The 24950-nt window shown below is 48.6% G+C and carries 36 protein-coding genes; 4 read left to right on the plus strand and 32 right to left on the minus strand.

The genetic code is table 11. From position 1 onward, the window contains the following. Positions 1-31: 31 nt before the first annotated feature. Together ACI0FF_RS11460 and ACI0FF_RS11465 are read left to right on the plus strand one after the other, a co-directional pair. Entirely contained in the window at positions 32-2140 is a 2109-nt protein-coding gene (locus ACI0FF_RS11460; protein ID WP_419796983.1) for a bacteriohemerythrin, read from the plus strand. Between the two features lie 51 nt (positions 2141-2191). Then, on the plus strand, positions 2192-2470 hold the full coding sequence (locus tag ACI0FF_RS11465) for an acylphosphatase (protein WP_419796984.1): 279 nt from the start codon (positions 2192-2194) through the stop codon (positions 2468-2470). A gap of 8 nt (positions 2471-2478) precedes the next feature. On the opposite strand, the gene ACI0FF_RS11470 is transcribed toward ACI0FF_RS11465, so the two are convergent. Together ACI0FF_RS11470 and crcB are read right to left on the minus strand one after the other, a co-directional pair. After that, positions 2479-3507, minus strand: coding sequence for an RluA family pseudouridine synthase (locus tag ACI0FF_RS11470; protein ID WP_419796985.1), 1029 nt, complete (start codon positions 3505-3507; stop codon positions 2479-2481). 29 nt (positions 3508-3536) lie between these two features. Continuing rightward, positions 3537-3932 (minus strand): fluoride efflux transporter CrcB, encoded by a 396-nt coding sequence (gene crcB, locus ACI0FF_RS11475; protein WP_419796986.1) that lies wholly within the window; start codon positions 3930-3932, stop codon positions 3537-3539. A gap of 133 nt (positions 3933-4065) precedes the next feature. On the opposite strand from crcB, the gene ACI0FF_RS11480 reads away from it, so the two are divergent. Beyond that, positions 4066-5508 (plus strand): hypothetical protein, encoded by a 1443-nt coding sequence (locus ACI0FF_RS11480; protein ID WP_419796987.1) that lies wholly within the window; start codon positions 4066-4068, stop codon positions 5506-5508. Between the two features lie 135 nt (positions 5509-5643). After that, positions 5644-6447, plus strand: coding sequence for an ion transporter (locus ACI0FF_RS11485; RefSeq protein ID WP_419796988.1), 804 nt, complete (start codon positions 5644-5646; stop codon positions 6445-6447). Here the strand turns inward: ACI0FF_RS11485 and ACI0FF_RS11490 are convergent. The 30 genes from ACI0FF_RS11490 to tuf form a co-directional block, all read right to left on the minus strand. After that, entirely contained in the window at positions 6444-7736 is a 1293-nt protein-coding gene (locus ACI0FF_RS11490) for a replication-associated recombination protein A (RefSeq protein ID WP_419796989.1), read from the minus strand. The genes ACI0FF_RS11485 and ACI0FF_RS11490 overlap by 4 nt on opposite strands. Continuing rightward, the gene (locus ACI0FF_RS11495; protein ID WP_419796990.1) at positions 7733-9148 is read right to left on the minus strand and encodes a DegQ family serine endoprotease; all 1416 of its coding nucleotides are present in this window, start codon (positions 9146-9148) and stop codon (positions 7733-7735) included. Before ACI0FF_RS11495 ends, ACI0FF_RS11490 begins: the two co-directional genes overlap by 4 nt. A gap of 201 nt (positions 9149-9349) precedes the next feature. Next, on the minus strand, positions 9350-9790 hold the full coding sequence (gene rplQ / locus ACI0FF_RS11500; protein WP_419796991.1) for a 50S ribosomal protein L17: 441 nt from the start codon (positions 9788-9790) through the stop codon (positions 9350-9352). Positions 9791-9941: 151 nt separating this feature from the next. Continuing rightward, positions 9942-10958 carry a DNA-directed RNA polymerase subunit alpha gene (locus tag ACI0FF_RS11505; RefSeq protein WP_188666787.1) on the minus strand — a complete coding sequence of 339 codons (1017 nt, stop codon included), beginning with the start codon at positions 10956-10958 and terminating at the stop codon, positions 9942-9944. A gap of 125 nt (positions 10959-11083) precedes the next feature. Further along, positions 11084-11476, minus strand: a complete 393-nt coding sequence (rpsK, locus tag ACI0FF_RS11510; RefSeq protein WP_188666785.1) for a 30S ribosomal protein S11 — start codon at positions 11474-11476, stop codon at positions 11084-11086. 21 nt (positions 11477-11497) lie between these two features. Continuing rightward, positions 11498-11866: a 30S ribosomal protein S13 gene (gene rpsM / locus ACI0FF_RS11515; RefSeq protein WP_188666783.1), complete on the minus strand. Its 369-nt coding sequence runs from the start codon at positions 11864-11866 to the stop codon at positions 11498-11500. 114 nt (positions 11867-11980) lie between these two features. Further along, positions 11981-12625, minus strand: a complete 645-nt coding sequence (locus tag ACI0FF_RS11520; RefSeq protein ID WP_417820617.1) for an adenylate kinase — start codon at positions 12623-12625, stop codon at positions 11981-11983. Further along, entirely contained in the window at positions 12622-13965 is a 1344-nt protein-coding gene (gene secY / locus ACI0FF_RS11525; RefSeq protein ID WP_419796992.1) for a preprotein translocase subunit SecY, read from the minus strand. Before secY ends, ACI0FF_RS11520 begins: the two co-directional genes overlap by 4 nt. A gap of 47 nt (positions 13966-14012) precedes the next feature. Then, positions 14013-14474: a 50S ribosomal protein L15 gene (rplO, locus tag ACI0FF_RS11530; protein ID WP_188666776.1), complete on the minus strand. Its 462-nt coding sequence runs from the start codon at positions 14472-14474 to the stop codon at positions 14013-14015. A 62-nt stretch (positions 14475-14536) separates the two neighbouring features. Further along, complete coding sequence (gene rpmD, locus ACI0FF_RS11535) at positions 14537-14722, minus strand: 50S ribosomal protein L30 (RefSeq protein WP_419796993.1); 186 nt, start codon at positions 14720-14722, stop codon at positions 14537-14539. Positions 14723-14728: 6 nt separating this feature from the next. Next, entirely contained in the window at positions 14729-15319 is a 591-nt protein-coding gene (gene rpsE / locus ACI0FF_RS11540; protein ID WP_188666771.1) for a 30S ribosomal protein S5, read from the minus strand. A gap of 14 nt (positions 15320-15333) precedes the next feature. Further along, positions 15334-15696: a 50S ribosomal protein L18 gene (rplR, locus tag ACI0FF_RS11545; protein ID WP_188666769.1), complete on the minus strand. Its 363-nt coding sequence runs from the start codon at positions 15694-15696 to the stop codon at positions 15334-15336. Then, complete coding sequence (rplF, locus tag ACI0FF_RS11550; RefSeq protein ID WP_188666767.1) at positions 15696-16229, minus strand: 50S ribosomal protein L6; 534 nt, start codon at positions 16227-16229, stop codon at positions 15696-15698. Before rplF ends, rplR begins: the two co-directional genes overlap by 1 nt. A 14-nt stretch (positions 16230-16243) precedes the next feature. Beyond that, the gene (gene rpsH, locus ACI0FF_RS11555) at positions 16244-16642 is read right to left on the minus strand and encodes a 30S ribosomal protein S8 (RefSeq protein ID WP_419796994.1); all 399 of its coding nucleotides are present in this window, start codon (positions 16640-16642) and stop codon (positions 16244-16246) included. A gap of 12 nt (positions 16643-16654) precedes the next feature. Beyond that, positions 16655-16960 carry a 30S ribosomal protein S14 gene (gene rpsN / locus ACI0FF_RS11560; protein ID WP_419796995.1) on the minus strand — a complete coding sequence of 102 codons (306 nt, stop codon included), beginning with the start codon at positions 16958-16960 and terminating at the stop codon, positions 16655-16657. 20 nt (positions 16961-16980) lie between these two features. Beyond that, the gene (rplE, locus tag ACI0FF_RS11565; RefSeq protein ID WP_419796996.1) at positions 16981-17520 is read right to left on the minus strand and encodes a 50S ribosomal protein L5; all 540 of its coding nucleotides are present in this window, start codon (positions 17518-17520) and stop codon (positions 16981-16983) included. Positions 17521-17532: 12 nt separating this feature from the next. Beyond that, positions 17533-17850, minus strand: a complete 318-nt coding sequence (gene rplX, locus ACI0FF_RS11570) for a 50S ribosomal protein L24 (RefSeq protein WP_417820609.1) — start codon at positions 17848-17850, stop codon at positions 17533-17535. A gap of 1 nt (position 17851) precedes the next feature. Beyond that, entirely contained in the window at positions 17852-18220 is a 369-nt protein-coding gene (gene rplN / locus ACI0FF_RS11575; protein WP_188666759.1) for a 50S ribosomal protein L14, read from the minus strand. 189 nt (positions 18221-18409) lie between these two features. Continuing rightward, positions 18410-18646, minus strand: a complete 237-nt coding sequence (rpsQ, locus tag ACI0FF_RS11580; protein WP_188666758.1) for a 30S ribosomal protein S17 — start codon at positions 18644-18646, stop codon at positions 18410-18412. Between the two features lie 10 nt (positions 18647-18656). Beyond that, a complete protein-coding gene (gene rpmC, locus ACI0FF_RS11585; RefSeq protein ID WP_188666757.1) occupies positions 18657-18842 on the minus strand; it encodes a 50S ribosomal protein L29 in 186 nt (61 codons plus the stop codon). A gap of 2 nt (positions 18843-18844) precedes the next feature. Further along, positions 18845-19264 (minus strand): 50S ribosomal protein L16, encoded by a 420-nt coding sequence (gene rplP, locus ACI0FF_RS11590; RefSeq protein ID WP_188666755.1) that lies wholly within the window; start codon positions 19262-19264, stop codon positions 18845-18847. Between the two features lie 15 nt (positions 19265-19279). Next, positions 19280-19963: a 30S ribosomal protein S3 gene (rpsC, locus tag ACI0FF_RS11595; protein WP_188666753.1), complete on the minus strand. Its 684-nt coding sequence runs from the start codon at positions 19961-19963 to the stop codon at positions 19280-19282. Beyond that, positions 19963-20343: a 50S ribosomal protein L22 gene (gene rplV / locus ACI0FF_RS11600; RefSeq protein WP_188666751.1), complete on the minus strand. Its 381-nt coding sequence runs from the start codon at positions 20341-20343 to the stop codon at positions 19963-19965. The genes rpsC and rplV overlap by 1 nt, the downstream gene beginning before the upstream one ends. 3 nt (positions 20344-20346) lie before the next feature. After that, on the minus strand, positions 20347-20625 hold the full coding sequence (gene rpsS / locus ACI0FF_RS11605; RefSeq protein ID WP_188666749.1) for a 30S ribosomal protein S19: 279 nt from the start codon (positions 20623-20625) through the stop codon (positions 20347-20349). Between the two features lie 11 nt (positions 20626-20636). Next, complete coding sequence (gene rplB / locus ACI0FF_RS11610; RefSeq protein WP_419796997.1) at positions 20637-21467, minus strand: 50S ribosomal protein L2; 831 nt, start codon at positions 21465-21467, stop codon at positions 20637-20639. A 3-nt stretch (positions 21468-21470) separates the two neighbouring features. Beyond that, positions 21471-21794 (minus strand): 50S ribosomal protein L23, encoded by a 324-nt coding sequence (locus ACI0FF_RS11615; RefSeq protein WP_188666744.1) that lies wholly within the window; start codon positions 21792-21794, stop codon positions 21471-21473. Next, on the minus strand, positions 21791-22411 hold the full coding sequence (gene rplD / locus ACI0FF_RS11620) for a 50S ribosomal protein L4 (RefSeq protein WP_419796998.1): 621 nt from the start codon (positions 22409-22411) through the stop codon (positions 21791-21793). Before rplD ends, ACI0FF_RS11615 begins: the two co-directional genes overlap by 4 nt. Before the next feature lie 5 nt (positions 22412-22416). Further along, positions 22417-23157 carry a 50S ribosomal protein L3 gene (gene rplC, locus ACI0FF_RS11625; protein ID WP_419796999.1) on the minus strand — a complete coding sequence of 247 codons (741 nt, stop codon included), beginning with the start codon at positions 23155-23157 and terminating at the stop codon, positions 22417-22419. A gap of 13 nt (positions 23158-23170) precedes the next feature. Then, positions 23171-23479, minus strand: a complete 309-nt coding sequence (gene rpsJ, locus ACI0FF_RS11630) for a 30S ribosomal protein S10 (protein WP_028878479.1) — start codon at positions 23477-23479, stop codon at positions 23171-23173. Between the two features lie 265 nt (positions 23480-23744). Beyond that, positions 23745-24935, minus strand: a complete 1191-nt coding sequence (gene tuf, locus ACI0FF_RS11635) for an elongation factor Tu (protein ID WP_419797000.1) — start codon at positions 24933-24935, stop codon at positions 23745-23747. Positions 24936-24950 lie beyond the last annotated feature (15 nt).

A 24950-nucleotide genomic window follows, 5' to 3' on the forward strand; every position in this document is an offset into this window, starting at 1 on the left:
TCCAAACCACGTGCAAGTCAGGGGAAATTAGATGTTTTTACAAAATATATCGATATCAAAGAAACTGTTGTTTCTTTCACTCATCACATTTACAGGCCTTGCTGGCTTAACAGCCATGAGCCTGTATGAATTTCGATCAACAATGGTCGAAGACCGTCAAATCAAGACCCGTCATATTGTAGAAAGCGCCTATAGCATTGTCCTTGATTATGCCAAAAAAGTTGAACAAGGTACCATCACACAGCAAGAGGCTCAAAAAGCAGCTAAGGCAACCCTTGAAGCTATGCGCTACGACGGACAGGAATATATTTTCATCACAGATTTTGATGCCGCCATTGTAATGCATCCAATAAAACCATCCCTCAATGGCAAAAATATGAGTGATGCAAAAGATCCAAACGGGGTCCCTCTTTTCCAACTTATTGCTGAAACAGGCAAAAACGGTGAAGGTTTCGTCAATTACCATTGGCCCAAAGCCGGGCATGACAAGGCCATTGCCAAACTGTCTTTTGTCAAAGGTTACGCTCCGTGGAACTGGGTTGTCGGCACCGGGATTTATATGGATGATGTGGATACAGCCTTTTTTAACGCTGTTTTTCTCTTAGGTAGCATCTCCCTTGCCATGGTCGCGCTTGCTTTGGGCGTTTCTTACCTTGTTGCACGAGATATTGCACGTCCACTCAACGAGATGACCCGCAGCATGACATCCTTGGCCTCTGGTCTTCTTGATACAAAAATTGGCGGCACAAATCGTGGTGATGAAATCGGTCATATGGCAGAAGCTGTTCAGGTTTTCAAAGACAATATGATCAAGAACGAAGAACTACACCTCGCCAAGCAACAAGACGAAGAAATCAAAGAACAACAACGTCAATTGATCAACAGTTATATTCGTGAATTCGAAATGACCATGATTAACGTGCTGGACAGTCTCAACAGTTCAGATCAGGCCGTTCGCCAAGCTTCTCATAAAGTAACGGCAGAATCAGATCAAACCAAAGCACAAGCAACCACCGTTGCCAGCGCATCTGAAGAAGCCACATCCAATGTTCAAACCGTTGCAGCTGCCGCCGAAGAATTATCCAGTTCTATTTCAGAAATTGATCGCCAGGTCACGCAAGCTTCAGAAGTGACCTCGCGGGCGGTAAGTGAATCGGAAGAAACCTCGCGTCATATCCGCGAACTGGAAGAAGATGTTTCCAATATTGGCGAGATCGTTAAACTGATTACAACCATTGCCGAACAAACCAACCTGCTGGCCCTGAATGCCACCATCGAAGCCGCACGTGCGGGGGAGGCTGGTAAAGGGTTCGCCGTTGTTGCCTCAGAAGTTAAAAATCTGGCAAACCAGACAACACAAGCAACCGACGAGATCACCGCACGTATTACAGAAATACAAAACTCTACCTCGCGTTCTGTCAGCGCAATCGGTTCCGTTTCCCGTGTAATTGAAGACATGAACGAGATTTCGGCAACGATCGCCAGTGCCGTAGAACAACAAAGTGCCGCCACACGTGAAATTGCACAAAATGTGGATCAAGCCTCCAACGGCACACGTGAAGTCTCTGCTTCCATTGTCGAGGTTCAAAAATCTGCGGAAAGTGCTAACGAAGCAGCAAATAGCCTGATGGATGTTTCTGAAAAATTGGCAAAAGAGTCCACATCATTACGCGAACTGGTCTCTCGTTTTCTCAAACAGATCAAAGTGGATGAACAGGATGCACAAACCCTGTTTAGCTGGAGTGACGATCTGTCCTGCGGAAATGAAAAAGTCGACGAAGATCACCGTTTCCTGTTGGAATTGATTAACGAACTTTATACCGAAATCAAAAACGATGATGACGAACACACAATCGAAGACACGTTCCACAAGATGCAAGACTACACCAAGCATCATTTTGCAGACGAAGAAGCGATCATGCAAAAAACAGGTTATCCGGACTTAGAAGCGCACGCTGCTGAACATAAACAGTTCATGGAACGTCTGGATACCTCCTTTAACCTGTATATGAAAGCTCCTAACAAACATGCATCCATCGAACTGATCGGTATTCTGGCGTCCCTTTGGCAAAAACATGTTGGTTCTACCGATAAAGCGTTTGCCTCATTCCTCAAGTCCAAGGCTTCTAAAGCAGCCTGACAGTATGCTACACTCGGGTCCGGATAAAATTGTCGGACCCGAGGTTTTTTTATGAAAAAGACATATCATCTTAAAATTACAGGACGCGTTCAAGGCGTCTGGTATCGCGCATGGACACGTGAAACTGCACTGACCTTGCATGTGGATGGTTGGGTTCGAAACCGTTTGGATGGTTCAGTTGAGGCCCTTATTCACGGTGAAGAAAACAGCCTGACAAAATTGATCGACCTATGCCGCAAGGGACCACCTGCGGCAAAAGTCGATGACGTTATCGTCACGCCCTGCGACGAAACCGTTGCCCCGGGTTTTATTCAGGAAAAAACCCTATAGCAGCATGATCAGTCGTGATGTTTATAAGTCGCCGTGACTTTTTTGCTCAGATCAAAAAGTTCATCGGCCTCTTCATTATTTTCATCAAACCCGAAGAAATCCCACGATCCTTTCATGTGGTCCGGGATTGGTGCAAACACATCAATAACACCAACACCATCCGGTGAGGGGATTTGTATCCGGCGGGCGTGAAGATGCATTTTTTTGCTGACACCTTCTCCTGTCAAATAGGCATCTTCACCGCCATATCTACCATCACCTTGAATCGGCGTTTTCAAATAAGCACAATGAACACGCAACTGGTGTGTGCGCCCGGTACGAGGTTCCATCGCCACCCATGCCGCGACATTACCGGTACTTTCAATGGTACGATAAAGCGTTCGAGCATCCTGACCTTCATCCACATCAATCACCATACGTTCCCCGCGCCATGAAGGATGTTTTGCAATCGGTTGAAAAACTTTACCTTCACGTGGGTTCGGCACCTTGACCGTCAAAGCCCAATAAAGCTTGCGGGCATCTTTTGATTTAAATGCTTTGGTTAAAAAACCAGCCGCTGTGGCACTACGTGCGAGTACAAGAACGCCTGATGTATCCTTATCAAGACGGTGACACAAACGCGGCTTATCCTTTTTATCAAACTGCAACGCGTGTAACAATCCGTCAAGGTGGCGCTTAATACCCGTTCCGCCCTGTGTCGGTAACCCTGCCGGTTTGTTAATTACGATGACATCCTCATCGCGATAAAGCACCCAAGAGCGAACTTCATCAATTTCATCCTGCGTCAAATGGATATGCGCCTTGGGTTCAACCGGTTTTAAACTTGTGGTATCGCCAAACGGGGGAACACGAACCACTTGGCCTTTTTCAATACGCTGATTAGCTTTTACGCGTTTTCCATCCAGTCGGATTTGCCCTTTGCGCAACAGCTTTTCCAAACGACCATAAGGCAGTTCAGGGAAATGACGTTTAAACCAACGATCCAGACGAATATCGTCGTCATCGGTTGCAACGGTGATATTTTTCACACCGGACATAGGACTCATCCAATCTTGATAATACTTAATTAAGCGATAAGGGCTTTCATCGTTTGCATGCCCATATAGAGCGCAACGATCGACAATGCAACAGATATCCCCATATAAAGCGCCACCTGCCCCCATGCACCACGTGTCATCAAAGTGACCACATCCAGCGAAAAAGTGGAAAAAGTTGTAAAGGCACCTAACATGCCAACAACAATCATTGCACGTACATCCGGGCTGGGTGACCAGACAAGGGCGCTTAGCTCGACCAAGGCCCCTAAAATGAAAGATCCCAGCACATTAACAACTATTGTGCCAAACGGAAAACTGCTGCCCGCTGCGTGCGCCCAACTGCCCACCAGCGAAACAACCAGAAAACGCCCCACGGCCCCAACGGCCCCGCCTGCAGCGACATATATGACTGTAGATATCGACATAGCGCAGACTCTAACGACAAATCCAGAGAAATTAAAGTGAATAATATCGCACTTTCTTTAAAGAGATTTATTGAACATAAAACAACTTTATGTAAACATAGCTATCTTAGAATCATTCTTTGGTAGGTTAAATATGCTCAAAAAACATAAAATTGTCTTTTCACTCACTGCAGCGTTGCTTGGGCTTGCCGTCTCCGGGCTTAGTGCCAAATCACCGGACGCAACATATCACCCTTTTCCTGACGGATACGGTTATCTGAAAGACGGTAAAGTTCTGTCCGATGCTATGGAAAAAGGGGACACCACACCTTTGCGCGAACATGGCTGGCGTTTATGGGCCGGGATCATGCAGGAACCAAAGGGGATGAACTGGCCCGTTTGGTACAACTGGCCCAACGCAACAGGTATTTATAAAAACCCCGATGCAACCTATGAGCCTTGCCCGGTTGGAAAAACACAAAGCACAGAAACCGCTCCCGCCAATAAATCCCACGGTCTGATGGCCTTGAACAAAGGCAACATTATCCAAGATGATTTGACTTTACCTGCCTACCCCGTTCCTGATGCCGTTATCAAAGCTTATCCCAAAGCAACATATCTGGATTCAAACGGCAACTGTACCATCATGGACGGAAAACATTTTCAGTCCAACGGCGATATTATGATCGCGAACGAAGCTTTCAGCAAAGAGGCGGCAGACTGGATCACACAAAATAAGCTAAACCGCAAATCCACCCTGATAGACCTTAATGCCAAAGGATTTCATCTGCTGGATGCGCCCAAAAAACATATTGTTACCAAACATATGTACTGGCCGGTCAAAAAAGGCCAAATGGGTGTTCTTCCGGTCTGGAAAGAAGACTACGGTCCCAACTTCACCAAATATGCCGGATATGAATTATGGAATGAAACCATTGCCATTGATCCCACAGGAAAAAAAGCAGGACAGGAAGTTCAGACCCAATATCTTTATGGTGTGACATTTGATGGGTTGGATAAAGACCGCATTCCCCAATTGCCGATCACCAAGACAAGCAAGGTCCATGACATCAAGGATTTTTATCACCATCAGGTCACAAAAGCGGATTGGAAATCTTTTGACGATGGCGATAAAGCCATTTTAAATGCAGCAAGCTATTGGGCCTACAACCAACCCTTTGAAGAAGGCGATTATCTGGTCACAATTTCCATGCATATCAACACAAAAGAAGTGCCAAGCTGGTCATTAAATTCCGTCTGGTGGACACCCCAACCAGATAAAACCATTTATTCGCAAAACAAACCCAAGGATTTAAAAGCCAAGGGGCCGTGGCGACATTACGATCTTGTTGAATCATACGACATTACGCCCAAACCCGGCTTTAATATGCCGGTTGCAATGAATCCTTATATCGAACTGGTTATCCACCCGGTCGCAACCAACTGCCAAAACTGCCATATCCGCGCAGGATATAAAAGCGGCTATCAAAGCAAAGAATGCCCGGACATGCTTGGACATTTGACCACGGATAAAGCCTGTTTGTTGCGTAAACTTTTAACCGATTATCAATGGACGATTCCTGATCGCGCCTATTGATCACTTCGCCCCAACTTGAGCGCTCCGTAATTTCTTTTACGGGGCGTTTTTTTTATCTTACAGTTCATCTTGCGTATTTTATTTTTTCAGATAATTTACGCCTTATATCAAATCAACATGACTGGAAAAGCCGACATGTCCACACGTTTGCGTCTTTTGAACTGGGTTGAAAGCACAAAAATTCAGTACTTCATCACAGGCGTAATCATCCTGAATGCAATTACATTGGGGTTGGAAACTTCCGATGCGATCATGGCGCAATTCGGTGGGCTACTGCATCTTATGGATAAAGCAGCCTTGGGCATTTTCGTCATCGAGATCGGCCTAAAACTTTATGGGCGCGGCTGGTCGTTTTTCAAAAACGGCTGGAACCTGTTTGATTTTGTGGTCGTCGCCATTGCCTTGATCCCGGCATCCGGTCCCTTGGCCGTCTTGCGTTCTTTCCGTATTCTTCGGGTCTTGCGTCTGATGTCGATGGTTCCGCAAATGCGCTCGGTTATTCAGGCGCTCATTTCAGCAATTCCCGGTATGTTTTCCATCATCGGTCTGATTACCCTGATTTTCTACGTTTCCGCCGTTCTCACCACCAATTTCTATGCCGAAACATTTACAGAATGGTTCGGCACGATCGGGGCGTCCATGTACACCCTGTTTCAGGTGATGACATTGGAAAGCTGGTCAATGGGGATTGTCCGCCCGGTTATGGAACAACATCCCCTTGCGTGGATTTTCTTCGTCCCTTTCATCCTTGTGACCAGCTTTGCTGTTATCAACCTATTTATCGGTGTCATCGTTGATGCCATGCAATCCCAACATCAGGCCGAAGCCCACGAGATAGAAGCCAACATGCACGCAGACACAGAAAGCCTGAAAATCGAAATCGTCAGCCTGCGTAGCGAAATTGCAGAATTAAAAGAGTTGATGAAAAAAGAGGTTTAACGCTTTTTCTCTGCCCGTAGTTTCGCCCAATACGCTTGGCGCTTGGCGAGTTCGCGTTCAAAGCCACGGTCATTGGGGTGATAGAATTCCATACGCCCGGTTTCTTCGGGGAAGAAGTCCTGACCGGAAAAGCCACCTTCGGCGTCGTGGTCATACTGATAACCATCGCCATACCCGATATCTTTCATCATCTTGGTTGGGGCATTTAAAATATGCTTGGGTGGCATAATAGACCCCGTCTTGCGTGCCATGTCGCGTGCCGCCTTATAAGCCGTGTACGACGCATTGGATTTCGGTGCCGTCGCCACATAAACAACCGCCTGTGCCAAGGCATATTCACCTTGCGGACTGCCCAAGCGTTCGTAACTTTCCCACGCCTGCAAGGCTTGAGTCATGGCATTAGGGTCTGCTGTGCCAACATCTTCAACCGAGGTAATCAACAAACGCCGGGCAATATATTTCGGGTCTTCCCCACCATCCAGCATGCGCGCAAACCAATAAAGGGCCGCATCGGCATCACTGCCGCGCAAGGATTTTTGAAAAGCTGAAATCAGATTATAATGGCCTTCTTGGGATTTGTCATAAATCGGCATGCGTTTTTGCACGACCTTCAACAGCCCATCTGTATCCAAAATAGGATCATCGGGCAGTTCAAACACCGCTTCGACCATATTCAACAAATAGCGTCCGTCCCCATCGGCCATTGCACGCAGGGACGCGCGCGCGCCCTCATTTAACGGTAACTTACGTTTTTGTTCGCTTTCCGCACGACAAAGCAAGCCTTCCAATGCCTCGTCCGACAGGCGTTTCAACACCATGACCCGACAGCGCGACATCAGGGCCGCATTTAATTCAAACGAAGGATTTTCCGTTGTTGCCCCGACCAGAACAACCGTTCCATCTTCGACAAAAGGTAAAAAGCCATCTTGTTGCGCACGGTTAAAACGATGGATCTCGTCAATAAACAACAAAGTACCCTGCCCGGCTTGATGACGGGACTTGGCATCCTTGAATACTTTTTTCAAATCTGCCACGCCGGAAAAAATCGCAGAGAGCGGTTCAAAATATAAATCTGTCTTATCAGCCAGAAGGCGCGCCACAGTGGTTTTCCCACACCCCGGCGGCCCCCACAGGATCATAGACGTCAAACGCCCGCCAGAACGCACCATACGACCAAAGGGGCCATCTTCGCTTAAAAGATGATCCTGCCCAATGACATCTTCCAATGTTTGGGGGCGTAATCTGTCAGCAAGCGGTCTTGGCGCCTGATCATCGAAGAGAGAACTCATCCGCGAAATCTCAACTCTTGGCGTTTTCCATTGCGGATAATACCGACCAGCCAGTTACCTTCACGCCCTTCCAGCTTATCCAACACCCGCATAAGATCCTGAACAGATTGGATGTCCTGCCCGTTCAAACCGACAATTTGGTCACCCGGGCGAAAACCCAATCGATTGGATGTACTGCCCCTGCGCAATTTCAGGATTGCCACACCACGGCTCATGGTGTTCCAACCCAGTTCATCATTTAACGCCGGTGACATATTGACGACAACCGCCCCGGTAAAAGGATTACGCCCTTCAATACGGGTTTCGTCACGTTTGGGTATTTCCGGTGGTGGCAAGATGTCAAACTTCAGGTTCACGCGTTTGCCATGACGTAGAATTTCCAGTGTTGTTTGACTGCCCAACGGACGGGTTGCCAGACGAAAACGCAAGGCCTGAGGATCATCAATCTCGTAACCATCAATAGACAAGATCACATCGCTGCGCTTCAACCCTGCCCGTTCTGCCGGACCACCGGGATAAATCGTATCAATCAAAACACCTGTCGGGTGGGGAAGCTTGAAGCTTGAAGCTAAATCCTGCGTCAAAGATTGCCCGCTGGCACCTAGCCACGGGCGCACGACTTTACCCGTTTTGCTTACACCTGAAATCACAGAACGCACCATACTGACCGGGATGGCAAAACCGATCCCATTTGACCCGCCGCCTTTTGAATAAATCGCCGAGTTCACACCCACTAACTTACCATTCATATCCACAAGCGCCCCACCGGAATTACCGGGGTTGATCGCTGCGTCTGTCTGAATAAAAAAACTATAATCGGTAATGCCAACATGAGTACGTGCCAAGGCAGAAACAATCCCGCTGGTCACGGTTTGTCCGACCCCAAACGGGTTACCAATGGCAAGAACGATATCCCCGACTTCCAGGCTATCGGCCTCACCCAAGGGTAAGGTCGGCAACATGGCCCCTTCTGTATCCACTTTTAAAACAGCCAGATCGGTACGTTCGTCTGAACCCAGAACCTTTGCCTCAAACTCACGTCGGTCATTTAACACCACTTTGATATCATCTGCGCCTTCAATGACATGATGATTTGTAATGATGACGCCACCGGCTTCAACAATCACACCAGACCCAAGCGAGTTTTGTACTTTCTTTTGTTGCCCGCCTTGGGGGGCATTACGAAACGCATCGCCGAAAAAACGGCGAAAGAACGGGTCATTAAACAAAGGGGACACATTTCGTGTCCGCACTGTTTTAGAGGTATAAACATTCACAACAGCCGGGGCTGCAGCTTTCACCAAAGGGGCATAGGACAATTGCACTTGCGCTTTTGATGTTGGAACCTCTTTAATCTCGGCATGAGCAGATGTTGCAACTAAAAACGCAATAAGGAAAATTCTGATAAACATTAAGACCCCATGTCCCCAGTGAGCTGACTAAGTTTCCTTTTTTGAGATCTTCAAAACAGGAATTCTTCCTAGATTTGTTCTTATCACTTTGAACGCGCAAGGCCAAACCCAAAGTCGGTAAAAAGGTTTTCATCCGCCAATCCATATAAAAAAGGCGGCTACCCGAGGGTAACCGCCTTTTTTAAAGGTGCAAAAGATCACTTATACAGCGAGGTCTTCAGCAGCATCTTCTGCTTCGCGTTCAGCTTCGACACGTGCCTTATCGGCTGCGCCTTTTGCTTCTACGTCGCGCTCAACCAGCTCGATGAAAGCCATCGGAGCGGCATCGCCAAAACGGAAGCCGGCTTTAAGAACACGTGTATAACCACCGTTACGTTCTTTGTAACGCGGGCCAAGAACGTCGAACAGCTTCTTAACAGCTGCTTCGTCGCGCAGAGTAGCCATCGCCTGACGACGTGCGTGCAAATCACCACGTTTGCCCAAAGTGATCATTTTGTCCGCAATGGAACGAAGATCTTTTGCTTTGGGAACAGTTGTTTTGATTTGCTCGTGAGTGATCAGAGCAACCGCCATGTTCGCAAACAAAGCGCGGCGGTGTGATTTAGTACGGTTTAATTTGCGACCAGACATACGGTGACGCATAGCGGTATCTCCTTCATCAGAGTTCGTCTTGCAAGGCAAGAGCGATAAGTAAACCTTTTCGCCTCACCCTTTTCCCATCAATCAAGAAAAGAGCGGGAACGAAAAGCCGGGACCAACATGACCCCAAATAACCAGACAGTTATCTAAAAGATCAGAACGGATCTTCGAGACGCTTCGCCAGGTCTTCGATATTTTCCGGCGGCCAGCCATCAACGTCCATCCCCAGTGACAAGTCCATACCACCGAGAACTTCTTTGATCTCGTTGAGGGACTTACGACCGAAGTTCGGCGTACGCAACATTTCTGCTTCGGTTTTCTGAACCAGATCGCCGATGTAGATGATGTTGTCGTTTTTGAGACAGTTGGCAGAACGAACAGAAAGTTCCAGTTCGTCCACTTTGCGCAACAAATTCTTGTTGAACGGAAGATCGTCTTCTTTCTTCTCCGGCAGAGCCACTTCCGGCTCTTCGAAGTTGATGAAGAGTTGCAGTTGATCTTGCAGGATACGACCTGCCAAAGCAACAGCATCTTCCGGTGTTACGGAACCGTCTGTGGTCACTGTCAAAGACAGTTTATCATAGTCGGTTACACGGCCTACACGCGTGTTATCCACTTTGTAAGACACTTTCTTCACCGGAGAGAAGATTGCGTCAACAGGGATCAAACCGATCGGAGAATCTTCCGGACGGTTTTGAACAGCGGGAACGTAGCCTTTGCCCGTATCAACTGTGAATTCGATATTCAGCTTGGCATCTGCATCAAGGTGACAAATCACAAGATCCGGATCCATCACAGAGATGTCAGCCGGACATTCGATCATACCGGCGGTCACAGGACCAGGACCGGTTGCCTGAAGATGCATTTTCTTCACGCCTTCGCTTTCGCAGCGAAGAGCAATGTTCTTAACGTTAAGAACAATATCAGTCACGTCTTCACGGACACCCGCTACAGACGAAAACTCGTGCAAAACGCCGTCGATTTGAATTGCGGTTACAGCTGCACCCTGCAGCGACGACAGCAACACACGACGAATAGCGTTACCAAGAGTCAGACCAAATCCACGCTCAAGCGGTTCAGCAACGATAACGGCCGTACGGCCATCATCTTCACCAGACTTCACTTCAAGCTTGGACGGTTTAATGAGTTCTTGCCAATTCTTTTGAATCACAACCCTGACCTCACACAAGCATTAAAAAAAAATACGCGAATCCAAAAAGCTGAGTTCACGGCAAATAACCGATACCTTAACCGGTACCGGTTATTTGTGAGAAAAACCCGCTTTTCAAAAGCGAATTATACGCGACGACGTTTGCGCGGACGGCAACCGTTGTGCGGAATCGGCGTTACATCTTTAATAGATGTAATCGTGAAACCAACTGCGTTCAAAGCGCGCAGTGCAGATTCACGCCCAGAGCCCGGGCCTTTAACCAGAACTTCAAGGGTCTTCATGCCGTGTTCCATCGCCTTTTTGCCAGCATCCTCGGCTGCCATCTGTGCTGCGTAAGGTGTGGACTTACGAGAGCCCTTAAAACCTTGTGCACCAGCAGAAGACCAAGAAATTGCATTACCTTGTGCATCGGCAATGGTGATGATCGTGTTGTTAAACGTTGCGTTTACGTGTGCAATACCAGAAACGATATTTTTACGCTCACGACGACGCGGACTTTGTCTACTAGCTTTTGCCATAATTCAATTATCCTACTTGAATTATTTCTTTTTACCCGCGATAGGACGCGCAGGTCCTTTGCGGGTGCGAGCGTTACACTTGGTACGTTGACCACGAACCGGAAGACCTTTCCGGTGACGCAAGCCGCGGTAGCTTTTCAAGTCCAACAGACGTTTAATGTTCATCGCAACTTCACGACGAAGGTCACCTTCAACCGTGTAGTCTGCATCAATCGTTTCACGAATCTTAACGACTTCGTCGTCAGCTAATTCGTTTACACGCTTCTCTAACGGAATGCCTACTTTCTCACAGATCTCCTGTGATTTCGCCGGGCCAATTCCGTGAATATATGTAAGTGCAATCACAACACGTTTTTGTGTCGGGATGTTTACACCTGCAATACGCGCCAAAGCGGTTCTCCTCACACCAAAAAAATACTAAAGGTAAGTAAAAAACTTACCGGAAACCGAGGGGCGGGATTATAGAAAGGAAATCCTTCCTGTCAAGCCCCCTTTCCAATTAAATCAACCCAAGATCGCCTTGAGCTGAGCGGTAACTTCATCGATGTCAGCCATGCCATCGACTTTCTTCAACATCCCTTTTGCACCATAGTGAGACGCAATCGGGGCTGTTTGTTCACGATAAGATTCCAAACGGGAACGGACGGTTTCTTCATTATCATCGGCGCGACGGGTAAATTCTGTCCCGTCGCATTTATCACAGACACCTTCAGCTTTAGGCTTCTGGAAACTATCGTGATATCCTTGACCACATTTGGCACAGGTATAACGACCGGTGATACGTTCAACAAGCGCGTCCTCATCGACAACCATTTCGATGACTTCATCAAGCTTTTGACCTTTTTCAGCCAACATGGCATCCAAAGCTTCGGCTTGCGCTGTTGTACGTGGGAAACCATCAAGGATGTAACCTTTTTGACAATCATCCTGTTCGACGCGGCTGGAAATCATGGAAATAATCAATTCGTCAGTAACGAGATTGCCTGCTTCCATAACAGCTTTCAATTCTTGTCCGATTTCGCTGCCACTGGCCACTTCTGCACGCAGCATATCGCCGGTAGAGAGTTGAACAATGCCATAAGCTTCTTCGAGACGTTTCGCTTGAGTACCTTTACCAGCACCTGGTGCACCTAACAGGATTAGTTTCATCCTCTTTTCCCCCTGAGTTTTGACTTCTTAATCAGACCTTCATACTGGTGGGCGAGAAGATGCGAATGCACTTGCCCTACCGTATCCATTGTAACCGTTACAACAATTAACAAGCTTGTTCCACCAAAATAGAAAGGAACTTGCCATTCTGCAATTAGAATTTCAGGCAGTAGACAGACAGCAGACAAATATGCCGCACCGATAACTGTCAAACGACTTGTGATCTTATCCAGATATTCCGCCGTATTCTTACCCGGACGAATGCCCGGTACATACCCACCGTTCTTGCGCAGGTTTTCCGCTGTTTCAACCGGGTTGAAAACAACCGAGGTATAGAAAAAGGCAAAGAAAACAATCAACCCAAGATACAGACTGATATATAACGGCTGCCCCCGACCAAGCCATGCGGCAATGGTTTGCAGCCATTCAGGTCCCTGCCCAGCTGTCATCGAAATAACAGTCGTTGGCAGCAACAGTAAAGAACTGGCAAAAATGGGTGGAATAACACCAGCCGTGTTGATTTTTAGCGGCATATGGGAAGACTCGCCCCCATAAACCTTGTTGCCACGTTGGCGTTTAGGATATTGGATTACGACTTTGCGTTGGCCGCGTTCCATGAACACAATGAACATGATCACGCCAACACTCATCGCCAGCAGCAAAATGATGAACAGTACGGATAAAGCACCTGTACGGCCAAGTTCCAGCGTTCCCGCCAAAGCACTTGGTAAATTCGCCACAATACCTGCGAAGATGATCAAAGAAATGCCGTTACCAATCCCGCGAGCCGTAATTTGCTCACCAAGCCACATCAAGAAGATGGTACCACCAACCAGCGTGATAACGGTTGCGCCCCGGAAGAAATATCCCGGATCAATAACCGCTGAACCAGCAGAGGAATTCATCCCTTCCAGGCCCACGGCAATCCCGTATGCTTGTAAGGACGCAATTAACACCGTTAGATAACGGGTATATTGCGTAATCTTTTTGCGACCTGACTCGCCTTCCTTCTTCATTGCTTCCAAGCTTGGCGAAACCGCCGTGCCCAACTGCATGATGATGGAAGCTGAGATATAAGGCATGATGTTCAGTGCGAAAATGGTCATACGACCCAACGCACCACCGGCGAACATATCAAACATCCCAAGAATGCCACCGGCATTCTGCGTGAACAAATCACGCAGAATAACCGGATCGATACCCGGAATAGGAATGTAAGCGCCAATTCGATAAACGATCAATGCCCCCAACGTGAACCAGATACGTTTTTTCAGTTCTTCTGCTTTCGCAATAGAACCGAAGCTCATGTTAGCGGCTAATTGTTCTGCGGCAGATGCCATAACGGTCCCCTGGACTTACTTACTTGGTCCGAAAATCGAAGTCGGTTTTACTCAGCAGCGTCAACACTGACGGAACCGCCTGCCTTTTCGACAGCAGCGATTGCACCAGCAGAAGCGCTATTGACTTCAACCGTTACTTTTGAGGTAATCTCACCTTTGTTCAGGAGACGAACGCCGTCCTTCACACGGTTCACAAGACCAGCGGCCTTTAGAACTTCAACAGTGACAGTGTCACCGTCTTTGATTTTACCTGCATCAATCGCCTTTTGAATGCGACCGACGTTAACAACAGCGAATTCCGTACGGAAGATGTTGTTAAAGCCGCGCTTAGGCAAACGGCGATACAGCGGCATTTGACCGCCTTCAAAACCCACAGCAACTGTGTTGCGGGCTTTTTGACCTTTTTGACCACGCGTAGAAGTCTTACCTTTGCCAGAACCGATCCCTCGGCCCACACGCATGCGAGACTTTGTTGCGCCGTCATTGTCACGAAGCTCATTGAGTTTCATGTTTCAAATCCTTTAAAGTTTCTCGTAAACTATCGAAAAAGAGGAAGGTGTGAAATCACACCTTACTCAACGATTTTCACGAGATGCTGAACTTTAGAAATCATGCCGCGAACAGAAGGAGTATCTTCCAGTTCCGCTACACGGTTCATTTTGTTCAAACCAAGGCCAACCAACGTAGCACGTTGATCTTTGTTGCGACCGATCGGGCTACCGACCTGTTGCACTTTAACGGTATTTTTCTTAGCCATGTATCATTACTCCTTTGCAGCAGCCTGAGCAGCCGCACCAGAGTCCCGACGGGCCACGATTTCACCAACTTTCTTACCACGCTTGGAAGCGATGGAACGCGGAGAAAATGAATTCTGCAGCGCATCAAAAGTCGCTTTAATCATGTTGTTCGGGTTTTGAGTACCCATAGACTTCGCAACAACGTCTTGTACGCCCATTGTTTCAAACACTGCACGCATCGGACCACCGGCGATAATACCAGTACCTGACGGTGCAGCACGCAGGATAACTTTACCTGCGCCGAAGTGACCCTTCACATCATGGTGAAGTGTACGACCTTCGCGAAGCGGGATACGAATCATGTTACGTTTCGCTTGTTCAGTAGCCTTACGGATGGCTTCCGGAACTTCACGTGCTTTACCCGTGCCGAAACCGACACGACCACGACCGTCACCAACAACGACCATAGCAGCAAACGAGAAGCGACGGCCACCTTTGACCACCTTGGCGACGCGGTTAATGCCGACGAGCTTATCGATCAGGTCGGAGTCTTGCTCCTGCACCTTCTCTTTGCCACGGCCTTTACCGCGAGAGTTTTCTTTAGGATTACGTGCCATATCTCATTCTTCCTTTAGAACGACAGACCAGCTTCACGAGCTGCGTCAGCCAAAGCTTTCACACGCCCATGATAGCGGTAGCCACCACGGTCGAAGACGACATCCTTGATACCGGCAGCGACAGCGCGCTCACCAACCAAAGCACCAACCTTAGCGGCAGCGTCTTTGTCAGCACCAGTTTTCAAGCTACCTTTGAGATCTTTCTCAATGGAAGATGCGGCAACCAACGTTACACCCTGTGTATCGTCGATAATTTGCGCATAGATGTGCTTGCTGGAACGGAAAATCGACAAACGCGGGCGACCGGCGGCGCGCTTGCGGATTTGGAAACGAACGCGGCTTTTGCGACGTTCCTGAAGTTGTCTTGTACTCAACATTACTTCTTCTTCCCTTCCTTACGAAGGATGTACTCACCCTTGTAGCGAACACCTTTGCCTTTGTAAGGCTCCGGCGGACGGAATGCGCGGATTTCAGCGGCAATTTGGCCAACTTTTTGTTTATCCGCACCAGAGATCGTGATCTCTGTTTGAGACGGGCAAGCAATCTGCAGGTCAGACGGAATCGGCACGATTACGTCATGGGAGAAACCCAGTTGAAGTTCCAAGTTAGAACCCTTGACGGCGGCACGATAACCAACGCCAGTGATTTCCAAAGACTTGGAGAAACCTTCGTTCACACCAATGACCAGATTGTTAATACGTGTGCGAGCCGTAGCCCACATTTGACGAGCGCGACGAGTTTCGTTTTTCGGAGCGACAACAACTTTGCCTTCTTCCTGAGAAACAACAACTTCGTCCATCACAGTGAAAGTCAATTCACCGTTTTTACCCTTGGCGACAACGTCCTGACCGTTAATTGTAACGGTAACGCCGGACGGGACTTCTACCGGGTGCTTACCAATACGTGACATAATAGTATGCTCCCTTAGAATACGGTGCAGAGGATCTCGCCGCCAACATTGGCTTCACGAGCTTCTGCATCTGACATGACGCCACGCGGAGTGGTCAAAATAGAAATACCCAAGCCGTTGAAGACTTTCGGCAAATCATTAACGCCAGAATACACACGGCGACCCGGTGTAGATACACGCTTGATTTGAGAGATGACAGGTTTGCCATCATAGTATTTCAGCTCGATACGCAGTTCGTCGAAACCAGCAGTGCCGGTAACTTTTTCAAAACCACGAATGTAACCTTCCCGTTTCAAAACATCCAAAACGTTCGCGCGAAGTTTAGACGCCGGTGCAGAGACCGCGCTTTTGTTCGCTTGTTGACCGTTACGGATACGGGTCAGCATATCCCCTAAGGGATCTGACATAGACATGATCGTATCTCCTTACCAGCTAGATTTCACCACGCCCGGCAGGCTACCATTAGAAGCAAGATCACGGAATTTAATCCGGCACATCTTGAACTTACGGTAGTTGCCACGCGGGCGGCCAGTTACTTCACAACGCAGACGAACGCGGCTTTGAGACGCATCGCGCGGCATAGCATTCAGTTTAAACTGAGCAGCCATACGCTCTTCGCCCGGCAGATCGCGGTTCATAATGATTGATTTCAACTCTGCGCGTTTTTGTGCAAATTTCGCCACTTTACGTTCGCGACGCTTATTTTTCTCGATAGCACTTGCTTTAGCCATAACTAAATATCCTTCTATCGTTACTTCGCGAACGGCATGTCGAATTTAGCCAACAAAGCGCGAGCCTCGTCGTCATTATCCGCCGTTGTGCAGATTACGATGTCCATCCCACGGATCGCGTCGATTTGATCGTAGTCGATTTCCGGGAACACGATTTGTTCTTTGATACCCATGGCATAGTTGCCACGACCATCGAAAGATTTGCCGTTCAAGCCACGGAAGTCACGAACACGCGGTAAAGCGATATTAACCAGGCGATCCATGAATTCGTACATATGGTTACGACGGAGCGTAACTTTTGCACCAACCACTTGTCCTTCGCGCAGCTTGAAGCCGGCGATGGATTTAGTCGCTATGGTTTTAACTGCTTTCTGACCTGCAATTGCTTCCAGTTCAGCTACCGCTGCGTCGATTTTCTTCTTATCTTGAGCAGCTTCACCAACACCCATGTTGATGACGATTTTTTCAAGTTTCGGGATCTGCATATCACTTGCATAACCGAACTCTTCTTTCATCGCCTGACGGATGGTGGTGTTATATACTTCTTTTAAACGAGCCATCTATCCAATCCCTCAGCTATCAATGACTTCGCCGGAAAGCTTAGCTACACGAACTTTCTTGCCGTCTTCCAGAATTTTGAAGCCAACGCGTGTTGCTTTGCCTTCTTTCGGGTCAACGATTGCAATATTTGAAAGTGCGATTGCTGCTTCTTTCTCAACGATACCACCGGCTTGGAATTGGGTCGGCTTCGTGTGGCGTTTCACCAGATTGATGCCTTGCACAACTGCTTTGGCATTATCAGGTTGAACACTCAGGACTTCGCCTTGTTTGCCCTTGTCTTTACCGGTCAGGACGATGACGTTATCGCCCTTCTTAATCTTGGCTGCCATGTTAAAGCACCTCCGGAGCTAAGGAGACGATTTTCATGTAGTTACGTGCGCGAAGTTCGCGAGTAACCGGGCCAAAGATACGCGTTCCGATCGGCTCGCCGTTTTTGTTAATCAAAACAGCAGCATTTTTATCGAAACGGATTGCAGAGCCATCAGGGCGACGGATGTCCTTGGCTGTGCGAACGATAACGGCGCGATGCACGTCACCTTTTTTCACACGACCGCGCGGAATGGCTTCTTTTACAGAAACGACGATAACGTCGCCTACAGAAGCCCAACGGCGCTTGGAGCCACCGAGAACCTTGATGCACTGCACTCGGCGTGCACCGGAGTTATCCGCTACATCCAAGTTGGTTTGCATCTGAATCATAGAATATTCCTTTTTCTAGATCCTGGTCACGAAATTAAGGAAGCCTAAAAACACTTAGACTTCCTCTCATTTGAGTCACACAAGAATAATCTTGATGTCTTGAGGTGAGGATACCTAATCGTTTAGGCATCAACAGTCAAGACTTATCAAGATTTTCTTTATGTCACGAAATTGAGGAAGCCTAAAGGCTTAGGCTTCCTCAGTAACAACTTCCCAAGACTTGTTCTTGGAAATAGGCTTGGTTTCAATGATTTTCACCAATTGACCAAGTTTGAACTGATTGTTCTCGTCGTGCGCGGCATACTTTTTAGAGCGCTTGATGAATTTTTTGTAGAGCGGGTGCTTGAAGCGTCGTTCTACTTTCACCACAACAGTCTTGTCTTGCTTGTCGCTAACAACAACGCCTTGGAGGATACGTTTGGGCATCACTTTCTCCTTAGGCTTTTTCGCCGATGACCGTCTTGATACGCGCAATTTCGCGACGCACTTGACGGACTCGAGCTGTGTTTTCCAATTGACCGCTGGCTTGCTGGAAGCGAAGATTAAACGCTTCCTTACGCAATTTCAGCAGTTCATCCTTCAGTTCGTCAGAACTTTTGGAGCGGATTTCTGCAGCCTTCATATTTATTCTCCTTCACCCAAGCGGGTTACGAAGCGCGTGCGGACCGGCAATTTAGCAGCCGCCAATTCCATGGCGCGGCGTGCTACTTCGTGCGGTACACCATCGATTTCAAACATGATACGGCCCGGCTTTACCTTACAAGCCCAGAATTCCGGTGAACCTTTACCTTTACCCATACGGACTTCAGCAGGTTTTTTGGAAACAGGCACGTCAGGGAAGATACGGATCCAGACACGACCGGCACGTTTCATGTGACGGGTCATGGCACGACGCGCAGCTTCGATTTGACGGGACGTTACACGCTCGGGAGTTAAAGCTTTCAAGCCGTAAGCTCCAAAGTTCAAAGAAGAACCACCTTTAGCATTGCCTTTAATACGGCCTTTATGCTGCTTGCGGAACTTTGTACGTTTTGGCAATAACATGACTAACCTCTCTCCTTAGCGCGCACTTGTCGGTGCGTCTGCAGTAAGGTTTTCAACAGCCATCGGATCGTGTTCCATGATCTCGCCTTTGAAGATCCAGACCTTCACACCGCACGCACCATAAGTGGTGTGACCGGTAGAAGTCCCGTAATCAACGTTTGCACGCAGTGTGTGCAGCGGAACGCGGCCTTCACGATACCATTCAGTACGCGCGATCTCAGCACCACCCAAACGGCCGGAGCAGTTGATACGAATACCGAGTGCGCCGAGACGCATGGCAGATTGAACGGAACGCTTCATCGCACGACGGAATGAAACACGACGTTCCAATTGCTGAGCAATAGAGTCAGCAACCAGTTGTGCGTCTAATTCCGGCTTACGGATTTCCACGATGTTCAAACGAACGTCATTACCTGTCATAACAGAAAGGCGCTGACGGAGTTTCTCGATGTCTTGGCCTTTTTTGCCGATAACAACACCCGGACGAGCCGTGTGAATTGTAATACGAGCACGTTTAGCCGGACGTTCGATGACAACCTTTGCAACACCTGCCTGTGCGAGTTCTTTCTTGATTAACTCACGCAGTTCCAGATCCTGGTGAAGTTTGTCAGCATAATCGCTTTTACCGGCGTACCAACGAGATTCCCATGTACGGTTGATCCCGAGGCGCAGACCAATCGGGTTTACCTTCTGACCCATTATGCTGTCTCCTCACGTTCACGCAGAATGATGCGCATGTTGCTCCACGGTTTCAAAATCTTTCCAACACGGCCACGAGCACGTGCTTTCCAGCGTTTCATAACCATAGCGCGACCTACAGAAGCTTCTGCGACAAACAGGTTGTCAACGTCAAGCTGGTGATTGTTTTCTGCATTGGCAATAGCAGATTCCAGAACCGCTTTCACATCTTTCGCGATGCGGCGCTTGGAAAATGCCAATTCAGCAACCGCTGCAGAAGCATTCTTGCCACGGATAGAAGCACAGACCAGGTTCAGCTTTTGCGGGCTGACACGGATCATTTTGGCGCGAGCCATTGCTTCGTTATCGGCAAGGCGACGCTCTGTCTTTTTCTTACCCATAACTTACTTCCTCTTGGCTTTCTTATCGGCAGCGTGACCATAATAGGTACGAGTCGGAGAGAACTCACCGAACTTATGACCAATCATGTCTTCTGTCACCAATACCGGGATAAATTTGTTACCGTTGTAGACACCGAAAGTCAGGCCTACGAATTGCGGCAAAATAGTGGAACGACGCGACCATGTCTTAATGACATCATTGCGACCGGACTCACGTGCCTTCTCAGCTTTACCAAGAAGGTAGCCGTCAACAAACGGTCCTTTCCATACGGAACGAGCCACGAGCCGGCCTCCTATTTCTTATGACGGCTGCGCATAATCAGCGCGTCCGTCTTCTTGTTGCTACGAGTGCGTTTACCCTTAGTCGGTTTACCCCAAGGTGTAACCGGATGACGGCCACCAGAGGTGCGACCTTCACCACCACCATGCGGGTGATCGACAGGGTTCATTGCCACACCACGGACAGACGGACGCTTGCCAAGCCAGCGATTACGGCCAGCTTTACCAAGTTTCACGTTCTGTTGATCCGGGTTGGAAACAGCGCCGATTGTTGCCAGACATTCACCACGGACCAGGCGAACTTCACCAGAACCGAGACGAAGCTGAGCGTACCCTTGGTCTTTACCAACGAGCTGAACGTAAGTACCAGCAGAACGCGCAATCTGACCACCCTTACCGGGCTTCAATTCGACGTTATGCACAATAGTACCAACCGGAATGTTTGCCAAAGGCATTGCATTACCCGGTTTTACGTCAACGCGCTGACCAGACACAACAGTGTCGCCAACTTGCAGGCGTTGCGGAGCGAGAATGTAAGACAATTCGCCGTCTTCGTAGCGAATAAGAGCGATAAAGGCCGTACGGTTAGGATCGTACTCAAGACGCTCAACTGTTGCCGCAACATCAAATTTCGCATTGCGTTTGAAATCGATAAAACGATAACGACGCTTGTGACCACCACCAATACGGCGAGAGGTAATACGACCAGTGTTGTTACGACCACCGGTCTTACGCAGACCTTCGGTCAGACCTTTGACCGGCTTGCCTTTGTAAAGATCGGAACGATCAACCAGAACCAGATTACGCTGGCCCGGAGTCGTCGGTTTGAATTTTTTCAAAGCCATGGTTTAGACCCCCGTCGTCACATCGATAGACTCACCTTCGGCGAGTGTAACGATTGCTTTTTTGACATCGGAACGACGACCAACGCGGCCACGGAAACGTTTGGTTTTACCTTTAGTAATAATGGTATTAACCGCCGTAACCTTCACACCAAACACTTCCTCGATAGCTTTGCGAACTTCAATTTTGTTCGCATCCATCGGTACACGGAAAGTGACTTGATTGTGTTCTGACAACAATGTCGCCTTTTCGGTGATAACCGGAGAACGCAGCAATTCAAACTTACGCTCAGAAGAAACGGTTACTTTGCTTGCTAGATATTTTGTCATGACAAGCGCTCCACCAATTTTTCGACTGCACCTTTGGTCAGAACCAATTTGTCAGCGCGAAGGATGTCGTAAACGTTGGCACCTTGACTTGGCAGAGCGTTGATGCCGGGAATATTGGCAATCGCGTTCTGGAAGTTGGCGTCAACATCGGTTGCATCGATAAACAGTGCAGAAGTCAGCTCCAGTGCTTTCAGCTTAGCAACTGCTTCTTTTGTTTTCGGGGCATCCAGCTTGGCTTCGTCAATAACAACCAACGCACCACCAGCTGCTTTCGCAGACAGCGCACATTTCAGGCCGAGTTTACGAACTTTCTTGTTCAGATCGTGTGCATAAGAGCGCACAACCGGACCATGAACGGTCGCACCGCCACGCATTTGGGTCGCACCTTTAAAGCCCTGACGAGCATTACCGGTACCCTTTTGCTTGAACGGTTTGGTTTTGACGATTGCCAATTCACCACGGGTTTTAACTTTGTGAGTACCGGTTTGGCGACGTGCCAATTGCCAGTTAACTACACGGTGAAGAATGTCAGCGCGCGGTTCAACACCAAAAATGGCGTCGTCCAGCTCAATATCGCCGACTTTCTTATTTTCAAGACTAATTACGTCGCACTTCATGCCACTTATTCCTCAGTCGCTTCCGGTGCTTCCGCAGCCGGTGCTTCTTGAGCAGCCGGAGCATCCACAACAGCAGCAGTCTTGATGGCTGCCGGGAACGGCAAACCTTCCGGCGCAACACGCTTGACAGCGTCTTTCACCAGAACGTAACCACCCTTGGCACCGGGCAAACCGCCCTTAACCATGATAAGACCACGCTCGCCATCAGTGGCGACGATTTCGAGATTCTGAACAGTCACACGCGCAGCACCCATATGACCTGCCATCTTCTTACCTTTGAAGACGCGGCCGGGGTCCTGACATTGACCGGTGGAACCATGTGAACGGTGAGAGATTGATACACCGTGAGAAGCACGAAGACCGCCAAAGTTGTGACGTTTCATGCCCCCTGCAAAGCCTTTACCGATGGAAGTACCAGTAACGTCTACGTACTGACCAACCACAAAGTGTTCTGCAGAAATTTCTGCACCCACTTCGATAAGACCTTCAGGCTCCACGCGGAATTCAGCCAGTTTGGCTTTCGGCTCCACCTTATTAGCGGCGAAGTGCCCGCGCATGGGCTTGCTCACGTTCTTGACCTTGGCGCTACCAAATCCGAGCTGCACTGCCGTGTAGCCATCCTTGTCTTCGGTACGCTGCGCAACGACTTGGGTGTCGACTTTCAACACTGTAACGGGAACATGGTTACCGTTATCAGCAAAAAGGCGGGTCATTCCCAATTTTTGCGCGATGAGACCAGATCGCATCTGCCCTAATCCTTTAAAGCTTAATTTCAACATCAACGCCGGACGCGAGGTCCAGCTTCATGAGCGCATCAACAGTCTGCGGCGTAGGATCCACAATGTCTAAAAGACGTTTGTGAGTACGCGTTTCGAACTGCTCACGAGACTTTTTATTTACGTGAGGAGAACGCAGAATGGTGAAACGCTCGATACGAGTCGGTAAAGGGATTGGACCCTTTACCTGAGCACCTGTACGCTTGGCGGTGTTTACGATCTCTTTCGCGGACTGATCCAGTACGCGATGATCGAACGCTTTCAAGCGGATACGGATATTTTGGTGTTCCATAAGGTGTTTTACCTAACTCAGACAACAAAAAAACATCGACATTCTCTATCCTTAACCAGGAAAATCGAGAACGCCGAATACTCATCCCCTTAATGGGGTGAAAGAGCGAATGACGGGTTTATAAGAGAGACCGCCCTTCGATGCAAGGGAAAAATGACTCTTTTTTTATATTCCCGCCTTTCCTGTCCATTTGCACAGGAAAAAGAGAAAAAAGGCCTCCTGCTTTTGGCAGGAGGCCTTTCTTTTTAACCTTGTGAGAGGTCGATTAGTCGAGGATCGTGGACACAACGCCCGCGCCGACTGTACGGCCACCTTCACGGATCGCAAAACGCAGACCCTCGTCCATTGCGATCGGTGTCAACAGTTCGATTTCGAACTCAACGTTATCACCAGGCATAACCATCTCGGTGCCTTCCGGCAAAGAAATAGAACCTGTTACGTCTGTTGTACGGAAGTAGAACTGCGGACGGTAGTTCGCGAAGAACGGCGTGTGACGGCCACCTTCTTCTTTTGTAAGAATGTAAGCTTCGCCTTTGAACTTTTTGTGCGGCTTGATAGAACCCGGCTTCGCCAGAACCTGACCACGCTCAACGTCGTCACGTTTTGTACCACGCAACAAAGCACCGATGTTGTCGCCAGCTTCACCGCTATCCAGCAGCTTGCGGAACATTTCAACACCTGTACAAATCGTTTTCGTGGTGTCACGGATACCAACGATTTCAATCTCGTCGTTCACGTTGATCACGCCACGCTCAACACGGCCTGTTACAACTGTACCACGACCGGAGATAGAGAACACGTCCTCGATCGGCATCAGGAACGGCAGGTCTTTCGCACGTTCCGGCTGCGGGATGTATTCGTCAACAGCAGCCATCAGCTTCAGGATGGATTCTTTACCGATGTTGTCATCACGGCCTTCCAGTGCTGCCAAAGCAGAACCGGCAACAACCGGAATGTCGTCACCCGGGAATTCGTAAGAAGACAACAACTCACGGATTTCCATTTCAACCAGTTCAAGCAACTCTTCGTCGTCAACTTGGTCAACTTTGTTCATGTAAACAACCAGAGCCGGAACACCAACTTGGCGCGCCAACAGGATGTGCTCACGTGTTTGCGGCATCGGGCCGTCAGCAGCGTTAACAACCAGGATCGCGCCGTCCATTTGAGCAGCACCAGTGATCATGTTTTTAACGTAGTCGGCGTGGCCCGGGCAATCTACGTGTGCGTAGTGACGAGCTTCTGTTTCATATTCTACGTGTGCCGTAGAAATGGTGATGCCGCGTGCTTTTTCTTCCGGCGCTTTATCGATGTCAGCGTAATCAGAAAATTCTGCGCCGCCAGCTTCCGCCAATACTTTTGTGATCGCCGCTGTCAGCGTGGTTTTACCGTGGTCAACGTGGCCTACGGTACCAATGTTACAGTGCGGTTTATTACGTTCAAACTTTGCCTTAGCCATAACTAAGTAACTCCA

This window comes from Terasakiella sp. 4MB5A (assembly GCF_050058155.1).
Taxonomy (GTDB): Bacteria; Pseudomonadota; Alphaproteobacteria; order Rhodospirillales; family Terasakiellaceae; genus Terasakiella; species Terasakiella halodenitrificans.